The 16,939-nt window shown below is 46.8% G+C and carries 13 protein-coding genes; 5 read left to right on the top strand and 8 right to left on the bottom strand.

Going from position 1 to position 16,939, the window contains the following annotated elements; translation table 11 throughout:
- Positions 1–45 precede the first annotated feature (45 nt).
- The gene (locus AB0763_RS00485; protein WP_306101825.1) at positions 46–1,965 is read left to right on the top strand and encodes an AsmA family protein; all 1,920 of its coding nucleotides are present in this window, start codon (positions 46–48) and stop codon (positions 1,963–1,965) included.
- Between the two features lie 41 nt (positions 1,966–2,006).
- Here AB0763_RS00485 and AB0763_RS00480 read toward each other — a convergent pair whose 3' ends face one another.
- The 4 genes from AB0763_RS00480 to typA form a co-directional block, all read right to left on the bottom strand.
- Positions 2,007–2,924, bottom strand: a complete 918-nt coding sequence (locus AB0763_RS00480; RefSeq protein ID WP_306101824.1) for a bifunctional GNAT family N-acetyltransferase/hotdog fold thioesterase — start codon at positions 2,922–2,924, stop codon at positions 2,007–2,009.
- Between the two features lie 42 nt (positions 2,925–2,966).
- The gene (gene dtd / locus AB0763_RS00475) at positions 2,967–3,401 is read right to left on the bottom strand and encodes a D-aminoacyl-tRNA deacylase (RefSeq protein ID WP_306101823.1); all 435 of its coding nucleotides are present in this window, start codon (positions 3,399–3,401) and stop codon (positions 2,967–2,969) included.
- Positions 3,373–4,323 (bottom strand): virulence factor BrkB family protein, encoded by a 951-nt coding sequence (locus tag AB0763_RS00470; RefSeq protein WP_306101822.1) that lies wholly within the window; start codon positions 4,321–4,323, stop codon positions 3,373–3,375. Before AB0763_RS00470 ends, dtd begins: the two co-directional genes overlap by 29 nt.
- A gap of 297 nt (positions 4,324–4,620) precedes the next feature.
- Positions 4,621–6,450, bottom strand: a complete 1,830-nt coding sequence (gene typA / locus AB0763_RS00465) for a translational GTPase TypA (RefSeq protein WP_306101821.1) — start codon at positions 6,448–6,450, stop codon at positions 4,621–4,623.
- Between the two features lie 635 nt (positions 6,451–7,085).
- Here typA and glnA point away from each other — a divergent pair.
- The 4 genes from glnA (at position 7,086) to add (ending at position 12,398) form a co-directional block, all read left to right on the top strand.
- The gene (gene glnA / locus AB0763_RS00460) at positions 7,086–8,495 is read left to right on the top strand and encodes a glutamate--ammonia ligase (RefSeq protein ID WP_306101820.1); all 1,410 of its coding nucleotides are present in this window, start codon (positions 7,086–7,088) and stop codon (positions 8,493–8,495) included.
- A gap of 287 nt (positions 8,496–8,782) precedes the next feature.
- Positions 8,783–9,832 carry a nitrogen regulation protein NR(II) gene (glnL, locus tag AB0763_RS00455; RefSeq protein WP_306101819.1) on the top strand — a complete coding sequence of 350 codons (1,050 nt, stop codon included), beginning with the start codon at positions 8,783–8,785 and terminating at the stop codon, positions 9,830–9,832.
- A 40-nt stretch (positions 9,833–9,872) separates the two neighbouring features.
- Positions 9,873–11,276, top strand: coding sequence for a nitrogen regulation protein NR(I) (glnG, locus tag AB0763_RS00450; RefSeq protein ID WP_306101818.1), 1,404 nt, complete (start codon positions 9,873–9,875; stop codon positions 11,274–11,276).
- A 120-nt stretch (positions 11,277–11,396) separates the two neighbouring features.
- Positions 11,397–12,398 carry an adenosine deaminase gene (add, locus tag AB0763_RS00445; RefSeq protein WP_306101817.1) on the top strand — a complete coding sequence of 334 codons (1,002 nt, stop codon included), beginning with the start codon at positions 11,397–11,399 and terminating at the stop codon, positions 12,396–12,398.
- A 119-nt stretch (positions 12,399–12,517) separates the two neighbouring features.
- Here the strand turns inward: add and hemN are convergent, their stop codons facing one another.
- From hemN to AB0763_RS00425, 4 genes are all read right to left on the bottom strand, one after another.
- Positions 12,518–13,906 (bottom strand): oxygen-independent coproporphyrinogen III oxidase, encoded by a 1,389-nt coding sequence (hemN, locus tag AB0763_RS00440; protein WP_306101816.1) that lies wholly within the window; start codon positions 13,904–13,906, stop codon positions 12,518–12,520.
- 169 nt (positions 13,907–14,075) lie between these two features.
- The gene (locus AB0763_RS00435) at positions 14,076–14,570 is read right to left on the bottom strand and encodes a DUF2489 domain-containing protein (RefSeq protein WP_306101815.1); all 495 of its coding nucleotides are present in this window, start codon (positions 14,568–14,570) and stop codon (positions 14,076–14,078) included.
- A gap of 2 nt (positions 14,571–14,572) precedes the next feature.
- Positions 14,573–15,121 (bottom strand): Der GTPase-activating protein YihI, encoded by a 549-nt coding sequence (yihI, locus tag AB0763_RS00430; RefSeq protein WP_306101814.1) that lies wholly within the window; start codon positions 15,119–15,121, stop codon positions 14,573–14,575.
- Positions 15,121–15,759 (bottom strand): class I SAM-dependent methyltransferase, encoded by a 639-nt coding sequence (locus tag AB0763_RS00425; protein WP_306101916.1) that lies wholly within the window; start codon positions 15,757–15,759, stop codon positions 15,121–15,123. Before AB0763_RS00425 ends, yihI begins: the two co-directional genes overlap by 1 nt.
- Positions 15,760–16,939: the final 1,180 nt, after the last annotated feature.

Raw genomic sequence — 16,939 nt, 5'->3', positions numbered from 1 at the left:
GCGATACACTGACCTTTGGGTATCAGCAAGGAGACGCGATCGAGAATGAAACTACTACGCACGTTGGGCATGCTAGTGCTCGTCATTATTTTGCTTTCTCCACTCACCTTGGTGGCTTTGCTGTACAGCCCGTTTTCTGCCACCGTCTTCAATACACTTGCCAAGCAATTCGAGTGGCCCATTCAAGTTGAAAAGCTCCATTACCAATTCCCCAACCACTTAAAAATTAAGGGATTGTATTTTTCACAGAGTGAAGTCTCCGACATCGACGCGGTCGAGTTATGGATCGACCGAGATCAATTGTGGCAAGGGAAACTCGCGGTCGACTCTCTTTTGATTGATGGCGCCTCGTGGCAACAAGCACAAGCGTCCATTTCGTGGCCCGATGCCATCCCACTGCGACGCCTGGCCATTGCACATTTAGACATTGCACACGGCCCATGGAGTGTTCGCGATCTGCAGCTACAAATCGACAATCCCATTTGGCAACAGGGACAATGGTTGCCTTATGGAGAAATCCAACTTTACGCCGACCAATTCTACTGGCATGGCCAAGCACTTAATCACTTATTGGTTAGCGGTCAATGGCAGCCAGAACAAAGCCATATTAACGGGTTTTCTTTCCTTTGGAATCAGGCAAAAATTACAGGCCAAGCTTGGCAAAACGCTCAGCAGCAGTGGGTGGTCGACAACACCACGGTCGACTCACTCAAGCTAAACCAAAAGCAAAGTGAGTCCCTCTCCAAACACTTGCTCTCCTTCGCACCGATTGCAGAAATTAAAAGTCTCAATATCGTCAACGGCAACATCAGCAGTGACCAATGGCAGACCTCTGGATTAAATTTCGCCATTGAACACTGGCGCCCTAAGCTGCCTTTAGCCCGTCAAACCGCGAACATCCACTTACAGGCAGACAGTTTACAAACGGCGGGGGAAACGCTCCTCAACCCGGTCGTGCAAATGACCTTACAACCCGAACAAATAACCATAAAACGCATGCAGGCGGATTGGCGAGAGGGTAAAGTCAGTCTCAAAGGTCACTGGAGCCAGCAACAACTCATGTTGTCTAATTTACAGATCCTCGGTGTGCGTTATCGCCTTGAAGACCCGCTCTCTCAACGCACTTTGACGGAGTTATCCAAGCAATTACAAGGGCTTAATGGACTAAAAGTCGACAGCTTACAATTGAAAAACAACCAAATTATCCAACTGGCCCAAACGCCTTTTTGGCAAGTCACCGGGCTAGATGCACAAGGCCAACACTTGGATTTTAAGCAACAAGGCCAATGGGGGTTGTGGCAGGGCAAGTTAACTCTGAGCGCTGACAATGCCAGTATCGAGCGCTATTATTCTTCACGCCCGATCATCAGTATGCACAGTGACAAGGGCGACTGGCAACTCGACCGCTTGCTGATCCCCCTCAAACAAGGGTATCTGGAAGGGCAAGCTCAAGTGGATTTAGCTCCCCTGAGTCAGCCTTGGCAACTGTCGCTATCGGGGGCGGGATTGCCACTGAGTGCGTGGCGTACACTCACTCCCCTTCCCAGTGCATTACACGCTCTGACCGATTTTGACCTACAACTGTCAGGCTTAGCAGGCGATACTTCAATATTGAGCCATTCACTCAGTGGCCATATCCATGCTCAACTGCATCATCAATACGCAGAAATGAACACCACCAAAACGCCTTTTCGCTCTGACGAGCTATCGTTAACCCTGGACCGTGGCCGAGTGACTTTAGCCCCGGTGACATTGCAAGGGCCAAACTGGCAATTGAACTGGCAAGGAAGTGCTGACTTAACCAAAGTCTCTTGGCCAAGGTTTGATTATCAGCTCCAATGCCAGCTCACTGCTGATTGTTTATCACAGCCACCATCGGTTGATGACGTCAACAAGCCAGTACAATCAAACTACGATGAGCAACCGGTCAATTCTGAGACTCAGCGATCTTTATCCGAGAATTGACGTCGTCGTCGCGCTTTACTGGCGATGAAAAGAGGTCGTGGTCACCCTAACCGGGAGCTTTCCCTCTCTGGCAAGAGCATATAAGTACCGACAAAATGCACCGCTTCAACATCGCCACTGTAAATCGTCACCTTGATCACGATCCGCGCTTTGCGGCCCGAGGCCAGACGGTCCAGATCACCACTCATGCCATCAAGCGAGGTCTTAGCAACGGGTAGCTCTTCCACCGGCTTGTGGTAACGGATATGGCTATCGGCCAACACGATCGCCCCAGAGAGACCACGCTCTTTGAGTAACAGCCAAGTCATTCCCCAGCCCGTCAATGTAGCCAAGGTAAATGCCGAACCGGCAAACATGGTATTATGAGGGTTTAAATTGGGGTTGAGCTGAGCGCGGCATTCAAATTGATACCCGGTATACTCATTGATTTTAATGCCCATTTTGTCACTAATGGGGATTTGCTCTTCCCAGCGTTGTTGTAACTCTTGGCACCACTCAGGGCGACGCATGACCGATTTAAACAGAGGCAGAACTTTAACCATTTGCTGATGACGCACCGGGCCGCGCTCATCGCTGAGCTCACCACGTCGCTCAAAGCCGTTTTTTTCATAAAAGGCGATCGAATCTTCACGGGCATTACACACCAATCGCTTAGCGCCTTCTTGACGAGCCAGTTGCTCTAACGTCACCAATAGTAAAGAACCCAGTCCCTTGTGACGACGATTGCTTTTTACCGCCATAAAGCGGATTTGCCCTTCTTCATCTGGGGTAATGTACAAACGACCGATCGCCATAGGACGACCGCGGCCGTCGACAATCATGCGGTGATGGCTCATCGGATCAAACTCATCGCGCTCTGAGCCTTCGGGCATACACCAAGGTTCTCTTAACATCTGCCAACGGAAGTGGAAATACTTACTGATCTGATTGTCCGTTTTAGGCGTGACTAATTTAAACATAACTGTCCCTAGTTCATTCCATCTTGAGCCTATACACCCGGTTTACACTTGCAACCAAAAAGTAACGGGACCATCATTGACCAAAGACACTTGCATATCCGCGGCAAAGCGTCCTCTTTCGGTGTGAATCTGTTCGCTGGCCAGATCCGAAAAATAGTCGTATAGAGCCTGAGCTTGTTTGGGGTCAGCCCCTCTTGAAAAGCCAGCTCGTGTGCCCTTACGCGTATCGGCGGGTAAGGTAAACTGTGACACAACTAAAAGCTCACCATTGACCTGTTGCACGTTGAGATTCATTTTATCGTTCTCATCACTAAAGACGCGATAGGTGATGACACGCTCCATCAAGCGCTTGGCTTTGGCCTCATCATCCCCTTGCTCCACACCGAGCAACACCAAGAGCCCTTGTTTAATCTGCCCAACGGTTTCCCCTTCAACATCAACGCGAGCTTCACTTACTCGCTGAATCAGTGCTATCACGATTTAACTCCTGTGTGACTTGTTTCGGCGATGATGAGTCTACCACGTCTGCTTGACTCTGCCACTTGGGATGCCATTGAACTCGCTCACCCAGCGCGGCCGAGACCTCTGCACCAAACAAGACAATCATCCAACACAAATAAACCCACACAAACAAAATTGGAATCGCGGCCAAAGCGCCATAAATCAACTGATAAGAGGGGAAGGTCGCCACATAAAGCACAAAACCGCGCTTGCTGAGCTCAAACAAAACCCCGGCCACAACCCCACCTAGCATGGCCTGACGAATCGAGACTTTTTTGTTCGGCACTAAAAGGTAGAGCCCGGTAAAAGCCAAAAATGAAAAACTCAACGGAATCCACTTTAACAGCCCAGTGATCGCTGAAGACCAGGTTTCAGCATGGGAGAGAGAAATAGAGGTAATATAAGACGTCACCGCGATACTGGCACCGACCAATACAGGCCCGAGTGTCAACACCATCCAGTACATAGAAAAAGAAAACACCGCACGGCGCTTGGTTTTGATTCGCCAAATATGATTTAAGCTCTTATCGATATTTGAGATCAAGGAAATGGAAGTAATGAACAGGAATACCGCACCAACCGCTGACATTTTCCCAGTATTGTTCACGAACTGGTACAGCACGTCGCGCACGCTATCACCAGCAGCCGGTAATAAGTTGGTCAATAGAAAGTCTTGGATCTCTTCACTGACGTCCGCGAAAGCAGAAAAAGCGGACATCAAAGAAATCAGTACGGTTAACAATGGCACCAGGGAAAGCAAGGTAATGTACGCTAGGTAGCCAGCGTTGACATTAATTCGATCCTGACTGATTCGTTGATATAAGTATTGGGTATAGTGCCACACCACTTGACGCCGCTGACTCAATTGAGAAGACTCCAGCTTAAACTTAGAAAACATAAAACTTATCCACCGCTATTAAGGCACCTCTCAACGGTACCTAAAATTGATCACTGCGTCCTATCATTGCATGCCGGTTGCGCTGTCGGCAATAGTTAGTCCTGTAAGTTTCGTTTATACCAATTTGTCATCGATACCGATCAAACTCACTGAACTGACCACAGCGAGTCGATGGCCCGAATAAAGAATCGGCCAAAGGCGTTAGAGGAGAGAAAAAATAAGCCCGCCTCGAAGCGTTCGAGAGCGGGCTTATTTAACGATTAACTTAGGCTTTAGAGCCATCGGTCAATCAGCGGATTATTTTCCACCGCGAGAAGCGCGTTTACGATCATTTTCTGTCAAGAAACGTTTGCGAATACGGATGTTCTCAGGGGTTACTTCAACTAATTCATCATCATCGATAAACTCAAGCGCTTGCTCCAGCGTGTACTTAATCGCCGGCGTAAGAACCTGTGCATCATCAGTACCAGACGCACGAACGTTGGTTAACTGCTTACCTTTAAGACAGTTCACTGTTAGGTCGTTTGAACGGTTGTGAATACCAATAACCTGACCTTCGTACACTTCATCAGCGTGTTCAGTAAACAAACGGCCACGCTCTTGTAAGTTAAACAGAGCGTAAGTCAGCGCTTTACCCGTTGCATTCGAAATCAATACGCCATTGACGCGTTGGCCAATTTCACCGCCTTTGTGAGGGCCATAGTGATCGAAAGTATGGTACAGAAGACCAGAGCCCGACGTCAGTGTCATAAACTCAGTTTGGAAACCAATCAAGCCACGAGAAGGCATCACAAAGTCCATACGTACACGGCCTTTGCCATCTGGAGACATATCTTTCAGTTCGCCTTTACGCAAACCAATGTTCTCCATGATACCGCCTTGGTGCTCTTCAAGAACATCAATCGTTACCGTTTCAAACGGTTCCATCAACTGGCCGTTCTCTTCTTTGATGATCACTTCAGGGCGAGAAACTGCAAGCTCAAAGCCTTCACGACGCATGTTTTCAATCAAGATAGACAAGTGAAGCTCACCACGACCAGAAACGCGGAATTTATCAGGATCGTCGGTTTGTTCTACGCGCAACGCAACGTTGTGAACCAATTCTTTCTCAAGGCGCTCAAGAATATTACGCGAGGTGACATATTTACCTTCTTTACCTGCAAATGGAGAGGTGTTGACCTGGAAAGTCATCGTCACGGTTGGCTCATCCACAGACAGCGCTGGCAACGCTTCAACCTTGCCTTGATCACAAATGGTGTCAGAAATTTTCAGCTCGCCCAAGCCGGTAATCGCGATGATGTCACCTGCCGTTGCCGCGTCAACTTCGTGACGCTCAAGACCGAGGTAACCCAAAACAGTGCCCACTTTACCATTGCGAGTTTTACCATCCGCGCCGACAACCGTTACCATTTGGTTTGGCTTAACGCGACCACGGGTAACACGGCCAACACCGATAACACCAACGTATGAGCTGTAGTCGAGCTGAGAGATTTGCATTTGCAACGGGCCATCAAGGTCCACATTTGGCGAGTCAACGTTGTCAACGATCGCTTGGAATAACGGCTCCATATCGCTGCCTTCTTCGCCTTCTTCCATCGACGCCCAACCATTAAGTGCGGATGCGTAAATAACTTGGAAGTCCAACTGTTCGTCAGAGGCACCTAGGTTGTCAAACAAGTCAAAAACTTGATCCATCACCCAATCCGGACGAGCGCCAGGACGGTCGATCTTATTGATAACAACAATTGGCTTAAGGCCGTGGGCAAATGCCTTTTGAGTAACGAAACGCGTTTGTGGCATCGGGCCATCAACCGCATCGACAATCAACAGAACACAATCGACCATCGACATGATACGTTCTACTTCGCCACCGAAGTCGGCGTGTCCAGGAGTGTCGACGATATTGATGCGGTAGTCATTCCAGTTAATTGCGGTATTTTTTGCCAAGATGGTAATGCCGCGTTCTTTTTCAATATCGTTCGAGTCCATGACTCGCTCTTCAACCTCACCGCGAGACTGCAAAGTCCCTGACTGCTGAAGCAATTTGTCTACCAAGGTAGTTTTGCCATGGTCAACGTGCGCGATGATGGCGATATTTCTCAATTTATCAATCTGTGAAGTGGTCATGGATTGTATTTCACTCATTAAAGAAGCGTCGCAGATTGATTTTATCGCGGCGCTTATATGGTTTAAAAAACGGCAATAATGTACCAGATTTCCGCAAAAAACCCAGAAATATGTGACTTATTTAACGAGAAAAGCCACATGACCCCTTTCTCATTGACGAATTCATCGCCAAAAGAGCATAAAAAACGCCAACTGGATCACAAGGTTATAATTCTTTCTTTGGATAGATGAAAAAGCAATTTCCCGGAATAAGAAGTCAACATCTTGTTTCATTGGAACTTAGTCGTTTTTTTCGCGGCAACACAAAAAATTCATCTTTACTGTGACCAATTGACAAACCCGAACATTCACGGCTCAATGAGTCAATCACTTTGTATCAATATTGTGCACATAATGGTGCATTAAACAGGCCAAAGCTCCAATTTGGTGCACAGTGAGATCATCATGGTGCAAAGCGTTGCACCACAACAGCAAGTGAATATGATAAATATTTGTTTTACAAAGGAATATTTTTTTGGCATGGTTTTAGCTACACCAGAATCAGTATCGATTAATCACTCATAAAAATTAATCAATGCCAGATTCAAGCGAATCTCGCTGAAAAACCGCTTTAATAACACCGGAGGTTATCCAAGATGTCAGTAGAAAATGTGCTATCGCTGATCCAAGAAAACGAAGTAAAATTTGTCGACCTACGTTTCACCGACACTAAAGGTAAAGAACAACACGTTTCTATTCCTGCTCACCAAATCGACGCCGACTTCTTTGAAGAAGGTAAAATGTTCGACGGTTCTTCTGTTGCAGGTTGGAAAGGGATCAATGAATCTGACATGGTGTTAATGCCAGACGCAACGAGCGCAGTACTTGACCCATTTACTGAAGATGCAACGCTTAACGTTCGTTGTGATGTTCTTGAGCCAGCAACGATGCAAGGCTACGATCGCGATCCTCGCTCTATTGCTCAACGCGCTGAAGAATACATGCGTTCAACAGGCATTGCCGATACCGTACTTGTTGGTCCAGAACCAGAATTCTTCTTGTTCGACGACGTAAAATTTAAGACCGACATGTCTGGCTCCTCTTACAAGATTGACGATATCGAAGCGTGCTGGAACTCAGACACTGACTACGAAGGCGGCAACAAAGGCCACCGTCCAGGTGTCAAAGGGGGTTACTTCCCAGTCGCACCGGTTGATTCATCACAGGACATCCGTTCTGCAATGTGTTTGATCATGGAAGAGATGGGTCTCGTTGTCGAAGCACACCACCATGAAGTTGCAACGGCTGGTCAAAACGAAATCGCATGTCGTTTCAACACGTTGACTAACAAAGCTGACGAAATCCAAATCTACAAATACGTCGTTCACAACGTAGCACACGCCTTCGGTAAAACGGCTACCTTCATGCCTAAACCACTGGTTGGCGACAACGGTTCTGGTATGCACGTTCACCAATCGCTTTCAAAAGACGGTGTCAACTTGTTCGCAGGCGACAAATACGGCGGTCTTTCTGAAACTGCATTGTACTACATTGGTGGTATCATCAAACACGCACGTGCAATCAACGCATTTGCAAACGCATCAACTAACTCTTACAAGCGTCTAGTACCGGGTTTCGAAGCACCAGTTATGCTAGCTTACTCAGCGCGTAACCGTTCTGCATCGATTCGTATCCCTGTGGTTTCTAGCCCGAAAGCACGTCGTATCGAAGTACGCTTCCCCGATCCAACAGCGAACCCATACCTAGGTTTTGCAGCGCTACTGATGGCAGGTCTTGACGGTATCAAGAACAAGATCCACCCAGGAGAAGCGATGGACAAAGACTTGTACGATCTTCCTGCAGAAGAAGCGGCTGAGATTCCAAAAGTCGCTGAGTCTCTACAAGAAGCATTGGCCGCTCTTGATGCAGACCGTGAGTTCCTCACTGCAGGTGGTGTATTCTCTGATGACTTCATCGATTCATACATTACGCTAAAATCAGCCGACGTAGAGCGCATTAACATGACGACTCACCCAGTTGAGTTCGAGCTTTACTACTCAGTTTAATTTATTGATTAAGCTAACAAAAACCCGCACTTGCTGCGGGTTTTTTTATTGCTATTTTCTCTTCGTTCGCCACCTTAATCGGCAAGCTTATTGCATTGTCTATTGGGAGTATTATCCCTATAAAGGTGCATAATCCATAAACGAGTCGTTTTAGTGCTATTTTGCGCACCATTTCAGGCCAGAAGAGTCAATATCGCTCATAACGCCTTAATGTCGCTCTGTTCAATGGTATGTGAAATGCACTAAAATGGTGCTTAGCACCAATATTGGTAGACGGAAGGACAAAAATGGTGGATATAAAAGCCAATGCAATTTTAGACAACATGGTCACAGCTTGTTTAATCCTCGATGACACCCTGTTCGTCCGTTTTGCTAACCCATCGGCAGAACAGCTGTTTTCTCAAAGCGCAAAACGCATTGTCGGCCAACCCTTATCCCAAATGGTACAACACGCCTCGATGGATCTTGCCCTACTATCACAGCCGTTACAAAGCGGACAAAGTATTACCGATAGCGATGTCACGTTTGTCGTTGATGGCAAGCCCCTTTTGCTCGAGGTTACCGTGAGCCCTATGGTATGGGAACAAGAATTGTCCCTTTTGGTCGAAGTGCGAAAGATCGATCAACAACGACGCTTAACTCAAGAATTAAATCAACATGCTCAGCAACAAGCGGCGAAGTTATTGGTTAGAGGCCTAGCCCACGAAATCAAAAACCCACTCGGTGGTTTGCGCGGAGCGGCTCAATTACTGGAAAAAACGCTACCCGATCCAGAATTGACCGAGTACACCCATATTATTATTGAACAAGCGGACCGCTTAAGGGCCTTAGTTGACCGCTTATTAGGTCCGCAAAAGCCAGGAAAAAAACAACGGGCCAACGTTCACCAAGTATTAGAAAAGGTACGTCAATTGGTCGAGCTCGATTGCCAGCACAGTCTCACAATCGAACGCGATTACGATCCGAGCTTACCGGATATTTATATGGATCACGATCAAATTGAACAAGCATTACTCAATATCACCAGTAACGCCGGGCAAATTTTATCCAAGCAGCCCAATGGCCATATCATTATGCGCACCCGTACCGCTCACCAAGCGAATATACACGGCAAGCGTCATAAATTGGCCGCGCGCATTGAAATTATCGACAATGGCCCGGGTATTCCAAGTAATTTGATCGACACGTTATTTTATCCCATGGTCAGTGGCCGCGAGGGCGGGACCGGGTTAGGTCTGTCTATTTCACAAAACCTCATCGATCAACACCACGGAAAAATCGATGTAGAAAGTTGGCCAGGCTACACCAATTTCACTATTTATTTACCGATTAAATGAGTCATGACAGTCAAGACTCATCGCAGGCAAGGATTAACACATGAGTAAAGGATATGTTTGGGTCGTCGATGACGACAGCTCAATTCGATGGGTTATGGAGAAGACGCTCTCCTCCGCCGACATAAAATGCGAAACCTTCGCCGACGGAGAAAGCGTTTTAATGATGCTGGAAAGAGAAACTCCTGACGTCTTGGTTTCAGACATTCGCATGCCAGGGATTGATGGTATTGAGCTGCTGCGCAAAGTACATGAACAATGCCCTGAGTTACCCGTGATTATCATGACCGCCCACTCCGATCTTGACGCGGCGGTTAACGCTTATCAAAAAGGGGCCTTTGAGTACTTGCCTAAACCCTTTGATATTGATGAAGCCTTAGCCCTCGTTGAGCGCGCCGTCTCCCACAGTCATGAGCAGCGCCGCGGGCAAACCGATCACGATGTCACCCCGACACAAACCCCAGAAATCATTGGTGAAGCCCCGGCCATGCAAGAAGTATTTCGCGCTATCGGCCGCTTGTCGCGCTCTTCCATATCGGTGTTAATCAATGGCGAATCAGGGACAGGTAAAGAACTCGTTGCTCACGCTTTACACCGTCATAGCCCTCGTGCCAGTCAACCTTTTATTGCGCTCAATATGGCTGCGATCCCAAAAGATTTAATTGAATCTGAGCTATTTGGCCACGAAAAAGGCGCATTTACTGGTGCGCAAAACGTACGTCAAGGCCGCTTCGAACAAGCCAATGGCGGCACGTTATTCCTCGATGAAATCGGCGATATGCCCCTCGATATTCAAACGCGACTATTGCGCGTGCTCGCCGATGGTCAATTTTATCGCGTCGGTGGTCATTCTCCGATTAGCGTTGACGTTCGCATTGTCGCCGCAACGCATCAAAACCTAGAGAAGTTGGTCCACCAAGGCGATTTTCGCGAGGATTTATTTCATCGACTCAATGTCATTCGCATTCAAATCCCCGCCTTGCGAGAGCGCAAACAAGACGTAGAAAAACTGACTCAGCACTTTTTAGTCAAAGCAGCGGATGAACTTGGTGTTGAGGTAAAAACCTTGCACTCGAATACGCTGGAAATTTTAAATCGCCTCAATTGGCCGGGGAATGTGAGACAACTAGAGAACATGTGTCGTTGGTTAACGGTCATGGCCAGTGGCAGTGAAGTCTTACCGAGTGATTTACCGAGTGAACTACTCAATGAACAAAAGGTTGATACAGTCAGTGGTGAACAATCTTGGCAGTCTCATCTCGCCAGTTGGGCCAAACAATCTCTCAATTCAGGTCAACAAGACATCCTCTCTTACGCACTGCCTGAGTTTGAGCGCATATTGCTAGAAGCCGCGCTTGATCACACCAATGGGCACAAGCAAGAGGCGGCAAAAGTTTTAGGCTGGGGGCGCAATACATTAACAAGAAAGCTCAAAGAGTTATATTGATTAAAAACACAAAATATCGCCGATTAATCACCGACAAAGCGGCGATATTCAATCCGGTGTCATTGCATCTTTAGTGACATTTGTTTAGGCTCTGTAAAAGTCTTTGTTGAGATATTAATCATGATTACTACACAGTTACCGATTACCGATATCCACCGTCACCTCGATGGTAATATTCGTACTCAAACCATACTAGAGCTTGGACAACAATTTGGTATTAACCTCCCTGGCCATGATATCGACACTTTAACGCCTCATGTACAAGTGGTCGAAAACCAGCCTTCTTTGGTTGCCTTTCTCTCCAAGTTAGATTGGGGAGTCGCCGTGCTCGGTGACTTAGACGCCTGCCGACGCATCGCTTACGAAAACGTACAAGATGCACTCAATGCCCGTATTGACTACGCCGAACTGCGCTTTTCTCCTTACTACATGGCGATGAAACACCAGTTGCCATTACAAGGCGTCGTTGAAGCCGTCATTGATGGCGTCGCTGCCGGCAGTCGTGATTTTGGTGTAAAAACTAACTTAATAGGCATCATGAGTCGTACTTTTGGTAGTCAGGCCTGTCAGCAAGAGCTCGACGCCATCCTGAGTCAAAAACAGCACATCGCGGCCATTGATCTGGCTGGAGATGAGCTCGGCCAACCCGGCCAACAGTTTGTCTCTCACTTCCAACAAGTACGCCGTGCGGATCTTCCGGTGACGATTCACGCCGGTGAAGCCGCTGGACCAGAGAGTATGTGGCAAGCCATTCGCGAGCTCGGTGCCACTCGTATCGGCCATGGCGTCAAAGCGATTCACGACCCTGAGTTAATGGATTATCTCGCCAACAACCGTATTGGTATTGAGTCTTGCCTCACTTCTAATATTCAAACCAGTACGGTAGAAAGCTTAGCCACTCACCCGCTCAAGACCTTCTTAGAGCACGGTATCATGGCATGCATTAACACCGACGACCCTGCGGTAGAAGGTATTGAGCTACCTTATGAGTTTGAAGTTGCGGCCCCGGCGGCTGGTTTGAGTCAAGAACAAATTCGCCAAGCGCAAATCAACGGCCTAGAAATGGCTTACCTCTCTGACTCAGAGAAGGCAGAGCTCAAAGCGATGGCAGCCAAACGTTAAGCTAACCGGCGATGCCATAAGCGTGACTGAGCGGTGTAAATCGCATCGCGCACAGTAAAAAAGAGCCTTAAGGCTCTTTTTTTATGATGATTACAATGGCATTAAATTGAAATGAGCGCTTATATCACACGAGAAAAAGATTGGCTCTGAGTGTGCTCGCCCAAGTAGCGATCAAAACACATACACACGGTACGAATCAGTAAACGTCCCTTATCAGAAACCTTCAGTATCTTGCCCTGCCACACGACTAATCCATCATCAAGTAACGGCTGTAACAAACGGATATCTTTAGCAAAATAACGAGTAAAGTGGAGTGAAAAACGCTGCTCAATAGCTTGAGTATCCAATTGAAAATGACACATCAGCGACTGGATAACGTCGCGACGAATCAGATCATCTCGTTCTAACTGCAACCCCGCCGCCAGTGCATGACGCTGATCGTTCACTTGCTGATAATAATCGCGCAACGTTTTATGATTTTGCGCGTAACTGTCACCCATCATTGAAATCGCAGACACGCCAAACCCCATTAAATCATTATTGGCCTGTGTCGTATAACCCTGAAAATTGCGATGTAACTGACCTTGACGCTGAGCCACCGCGAGTTCGTCGTCGGGTAGCGCAAAATGATCCATCCCAATGTACTGATAACCCGCTTGGGTTAATCGCTGAATCGTCATTTGTAAAATGGCCATCTTTTGCTCACGGCTTGGCAAATCCTCACTGTGAATTTTTCTCTGCGCGGCAAAGCGCTCTGGCATGTGCGCATAGTTAAACACCGACAGGCGCTCTGGTCGCAAAGCAATGACCTTGTCGATCGTGTGAGAAAAAGAGTCTAGCGTTTGCGTTGGCAAGCCGTAAATCAAATCAAGATTGGTAGAAGAAAATCCCAATGCCTGAGCTCTGTCAACCAGCCCGTTGATAAGCGCCTCGCTTTGTTGGCGGTTGACCTTCGCTTGAACCTCGGGATCAAAATCTTGCACCCCAATGCTGATGCGATTAAAGCCCAACGCGGCCAAATCATCGAGCAGGGAAACCTCACACTCTCTTGGATCTATCTCAATACTCACTTCCGCACTGTCTGCCAAAAAGAACTCTTGTCGCAGCAGGTTCATCAAACGCGTCATTTGCTCGTGAGTCAGAAAGGTCGGCGTGCCTCCGCCAAAGTGGAGCTGTGTCACTTTGCGATCATCGAGCAAAGGCGCTCGCTGGCGAATTTCGTGTTCCAGTACATCTAGGTATTCATCGGCTTTGAATTGATGGCGCGTGATGACTTTATTACAGCCACAATAGTAGCAAAGCGTATGGCAGAACGGGATATGAATATACAACGACAGCGGCCGCTCAGGGTATTGAGTGCACGCCATATCGAAATCAGAAATGGTAAACGCTTCGTGAAACTCTAACGCAGTAGGGTAAGAAGTATAACGAGGCCCCGAGAGGTCGTATTTATCGAGGGTCGCCTGATCCCAAAGAATGGGGTTAAAATCGGCACAATCCGGAGGCATAAATCATTTCCGCTGCTGTGAACAAAACCGTAAGACGGCTATTTTGCCACAGAGTTGCAGCGGCTATGATGACTGTTATCAACAATATTGATAAAGTTTCAAAAAGTGTTAGCAAGATCACTAATCAGTAATCAATCTATCATTACTCATTACCTGATCGGATTATCGATTAAGACACCATTTGAATTTGGATTTGATCCTGCTTACCTGGCGCAACGCGTTCTTTAAGACGAGACAAGTCAGCAATGATAGCATCGTTTAAGCGCGTTTCCGCTTTCACACGCGCTAAATTGTCCTTCATGCGTTCCTTTTTCGCCATCTGCTGTCTTTCTTCACCGCGTGGCATATCTTTGACGATGTGGAACAGCTCGGCAATCGCAGGGTAAGTCTCGTCAAAATTGACGCGTGCCTCACCCTGCACATAGTCCATCAAGTAATAGACTCGAATCGCGATTTCAGACAAATCACACTGGCCTTGAATTCCCGCCATACACAACGTATTCACGTTATCAAAAATATTGGCATTGCGCTTGGCGATCGCCAATTCGCGATGCTGCTGTTGCAACTGATTCTGTTTCTTTAACTTCAACAACAGAAAAATGGCATACGCTGCCAAAGCCAAAATAATAATAACGCCGATCATTGCTAATAGCGTGGTATTCATAATTATCCTTTTAGATCATTGATATCAAAGTTATCAAAATCATCCAGCAACGCTTCGTCACTTCGCTCTCCTGTCGCTTTTGGCGTTTGCGACTCAGAGACATCGTCTTCATCAAGCAGACCCAGTTGGCTCATCAGTTGTTCAATGCGATCCAATTTTTCATCGACGCTGCGTTGTAAACCGACACCCAAATTTTCACCCGCTTCTAAACGATCAAGCAAGACATTCAGTTGCGGATCGTTTTCCAACATTTCAAGCTCTTGCTCGGCGTTGAGTTTTCGCTGCTGTGCGGAAACCTTCGCTTTAGGCTCAACGATCAACGGGATTTTTTTCTTGCTGCCCAAACGCGGGTCTTTGGCTTGTCCTTGGCCTTTTGCTCTTTCATCAGTAACTTGAGAATGACGGCTGCCTGCACTATGCCCCTTGCGCTTTTTCAATTTTTTGCGCAAACGGCCTTCTTCATCCGATTCGCTGCGATTTAATCCGCGTTTAAAAACAAACTCAGGTGCCCCTGCGGCGCCGAGTTTTCTCGTTTTTTTACTTCGTCCCATTACTGCCCTTTCCTCAGTAAAATTACATCGTTACCAACAAACTCGAGCTTGAGCTTATCCTGCTCAGCCAGGTATTGAAAGGTCGCACGACTAAAAAACACCACATGGGTGGGATCATTCTTATAGTGCCAATGACGAAACGCATCGACATCGATCACCATTTTGGTCATTAATCCAAGCCATCCACCTGGCTTGATCATAGCTAACCACTGTTGCCAAACGCGATCGGGGTGATGAAGATGTTCAATCACCTCCGTCGCAGTGACAAAGTTATACGTTTTTGTGAGCACTTGCTGATCAGGTCGATAAAAGATATCAAACAACGCCACCTGATGCCCCGCCTCTTCGAGCAATAGCGAAAGGGTAGGACCAGGCCCACAACCAAAGTCTAGCCCAGAGCTGGCTGCGGGTAAACGTTCAATCAAAGGCTCGGCCAGACGCGATAAAAATCGCCGATAGCCTTGATCGTCGGGGTTGTTTTGATGCAAATCGTATTGAGACTTTTCCGCTTTCGAATCAAGCCTTTGTTCTGGGTCGACAAACACCAGTTGACACCTTTGACACTGAAAAAAATCGCGTCGCCGATCGGAATAAAACGGCAGCGTAGTTTGGTGATGACAAAGTGGGCAAGAGTGCATAGTCGATTTCATCCGCAGTGACTCACAAGGATGCGCACCATACCAGAAATGAGGCCAATGTGGGAGAGAATGTGGTGAAGAACTCAACAATTTTTATTGCTAGCGCGTTTCCCCTATCAGAGGGTGTGGGTCGTCAATGAAGACACAGAAAAAAGCGGGAAAATAAGAAAAGATAACGACACCTTTTAAAACAAGTGCCTAGAGCATCGTCTTTTTTAGCCCATGCAAGACGGCCTATTGAGTGATACGACCAACCAAGAAGAAAATATAAGAAGTGATAAAGGCAAAAAGAAAGACCAGAAAAGAAAAAAGCGATAGGAATATCCTATCGCTTTCTAACTCGATAACGAGTCGCACTCATTGTGCATCAAATCCGTATGATCAATCGGCCCATCCTAGCCTAAATTCGTTTTCCATCGTCCTGATGAATTTTACTTCCCTAAGCAATCCCTAACCACACAACCTATCCTTAGATTGGGTCCTTGCTTTCACATCCTGATGAACATTAACATCCGTATTTTTTACTCACTTCATGTCAGTAAAACATCCTAAAATCAATCAAGCCTTCCTAGCTTGCGTCCTTGGCGGTCATAGACCGAACATCCTGTTACAGCTCCTTGCCGATGTAGATACTCTACGATATTGAGCTTTCACGGCAATAGTCGGTAAACTTTTTTTTGTCCAGAAAATAAATAAAATAAAAATAACAAAACAAAACAACGACTTATTTAAGTTGAATTGTGTTTTTCTTTATCTTGAATGGCCGATCTCTTACAAGGTGACACAGAAATCACCTCTTTTCACTGCTTTTCCTTCAGTGAGTTAGATCACAAAAAATAAGAGAGGCTTAGTGACAAATGTCGTGAATAAGCGAAGACGAACAAAAAAAAGTTGTGTTACAATCGCGCTTCAATGGCAACGGCCATAATTTAATCACGTTTTACTGTTTATCAAATGGCCTTACGCGTCAGCAGCCAAAACAGTTCAGCGGATTGTTAATCATCAATACTGCCAGTCTAACGACACCGCGGCTTAACACTCGATAACCGGGTTGAGAAGAGTGATGTGTACAGCCAAAATGCATGGGCTGATTTTACGACAAGCGGCACAGGGTTGTGCCTACGTCTTGTCCTTTTCTCAATCGATTATCAGTCAAGAGACCACATTAAGATTGGTAAAA

The organism is Vibrio sp. HB236076 (assembly GCF_040957575.1).
In the GTDB taxonomy this organism is placed as follows: domain Bacteria; phylum Pseudomonadota; class Gammaproteobacteria; order Enterobacterales; family Vibrionaceae; genus Vibrio.
The sequence above is the reverse complement of the archived record's forward strand: the minus strand, read 5'-3'. Positions and strand labels throughout refer to the sequence as shown.

Coding starts and splice junctions, on each gene's coding strand:
- AB0763_RS00485 (WP_306101825.1), top strand. CDS start 46: ATGAAACTACTACGCACGTTGGGCATGCTAGTGCTCGTCATTATTTTG.
- AB0763_RS00480 (WP_306101824.1), bottom strand. CDS start 2,924: ATGTTTAAATTAGTCACGCCTAAAACGGACAATCAGATCAGTAAGTAT.
- AB0763_RS00470 (WP_306101822.1), bottom strand. CDS start 4,323: ATGTTTTCTAAGTTTAAGCTGGAGTCTTCTCAATTGAGTCAGCGGCGT.
- typA (WP_306101821.1), bottom strand. CDS start 6,450: ATGACCACTTCACAGATTGATAAATTGAGAAATATCGCCATCATCGCG.
- glnA (WP_306101820.1), top strand. CDS start 7,086: ATGTCAGTAGAAAATGTGCTATCGCTGATCCAAGAAAACGAAGTAAAA.
- glnL (WP_306101819.1), top strand. CDS start 8,783: ATGGTGGATATAAAAGCCAATGCAATTTTAGACAACATGGTCACAGCT.
- glnG (WP_306101818.1), top strand. CDS start 9,873: ATGAGTAAAGGATATGTTTGGGTCGTCGATGACGACAGCTCAATTCGA.
- add (WP_306101817.1), top strand. CDS start 11,397: ATGATTACTACACAGTTACCGATTACCGATATCCACCGTCACCTCGAT.
- hemN (WP_306101816.1), bottom strand. CDS start 13,906: ATGCCTCCGGATTGTGCCGATTTTAACCCCATTCTTTGGGATCAGGCG.
- AB0763_RS00435 (WP_306101815.1), bottom strand. CDS start 14,570: ATGAATACCACGCTATTAGCAATGATCGGCGTTATTATTATTTTGGCT.
- yihI (WP_306101814.1), bottom strand. CDS start 15,121: ATGGGACGAAGTAAAAAAACGAGAAAACTCGGCGCCGCAGGGGCACCT.
- AB0763_RS00425 (WP_306101916.1), bottom strand. CDS start 15,759: ATGCACTCTTGCCCACTTTGTCATCACCAAACTACGCTGCCGTTTTAT.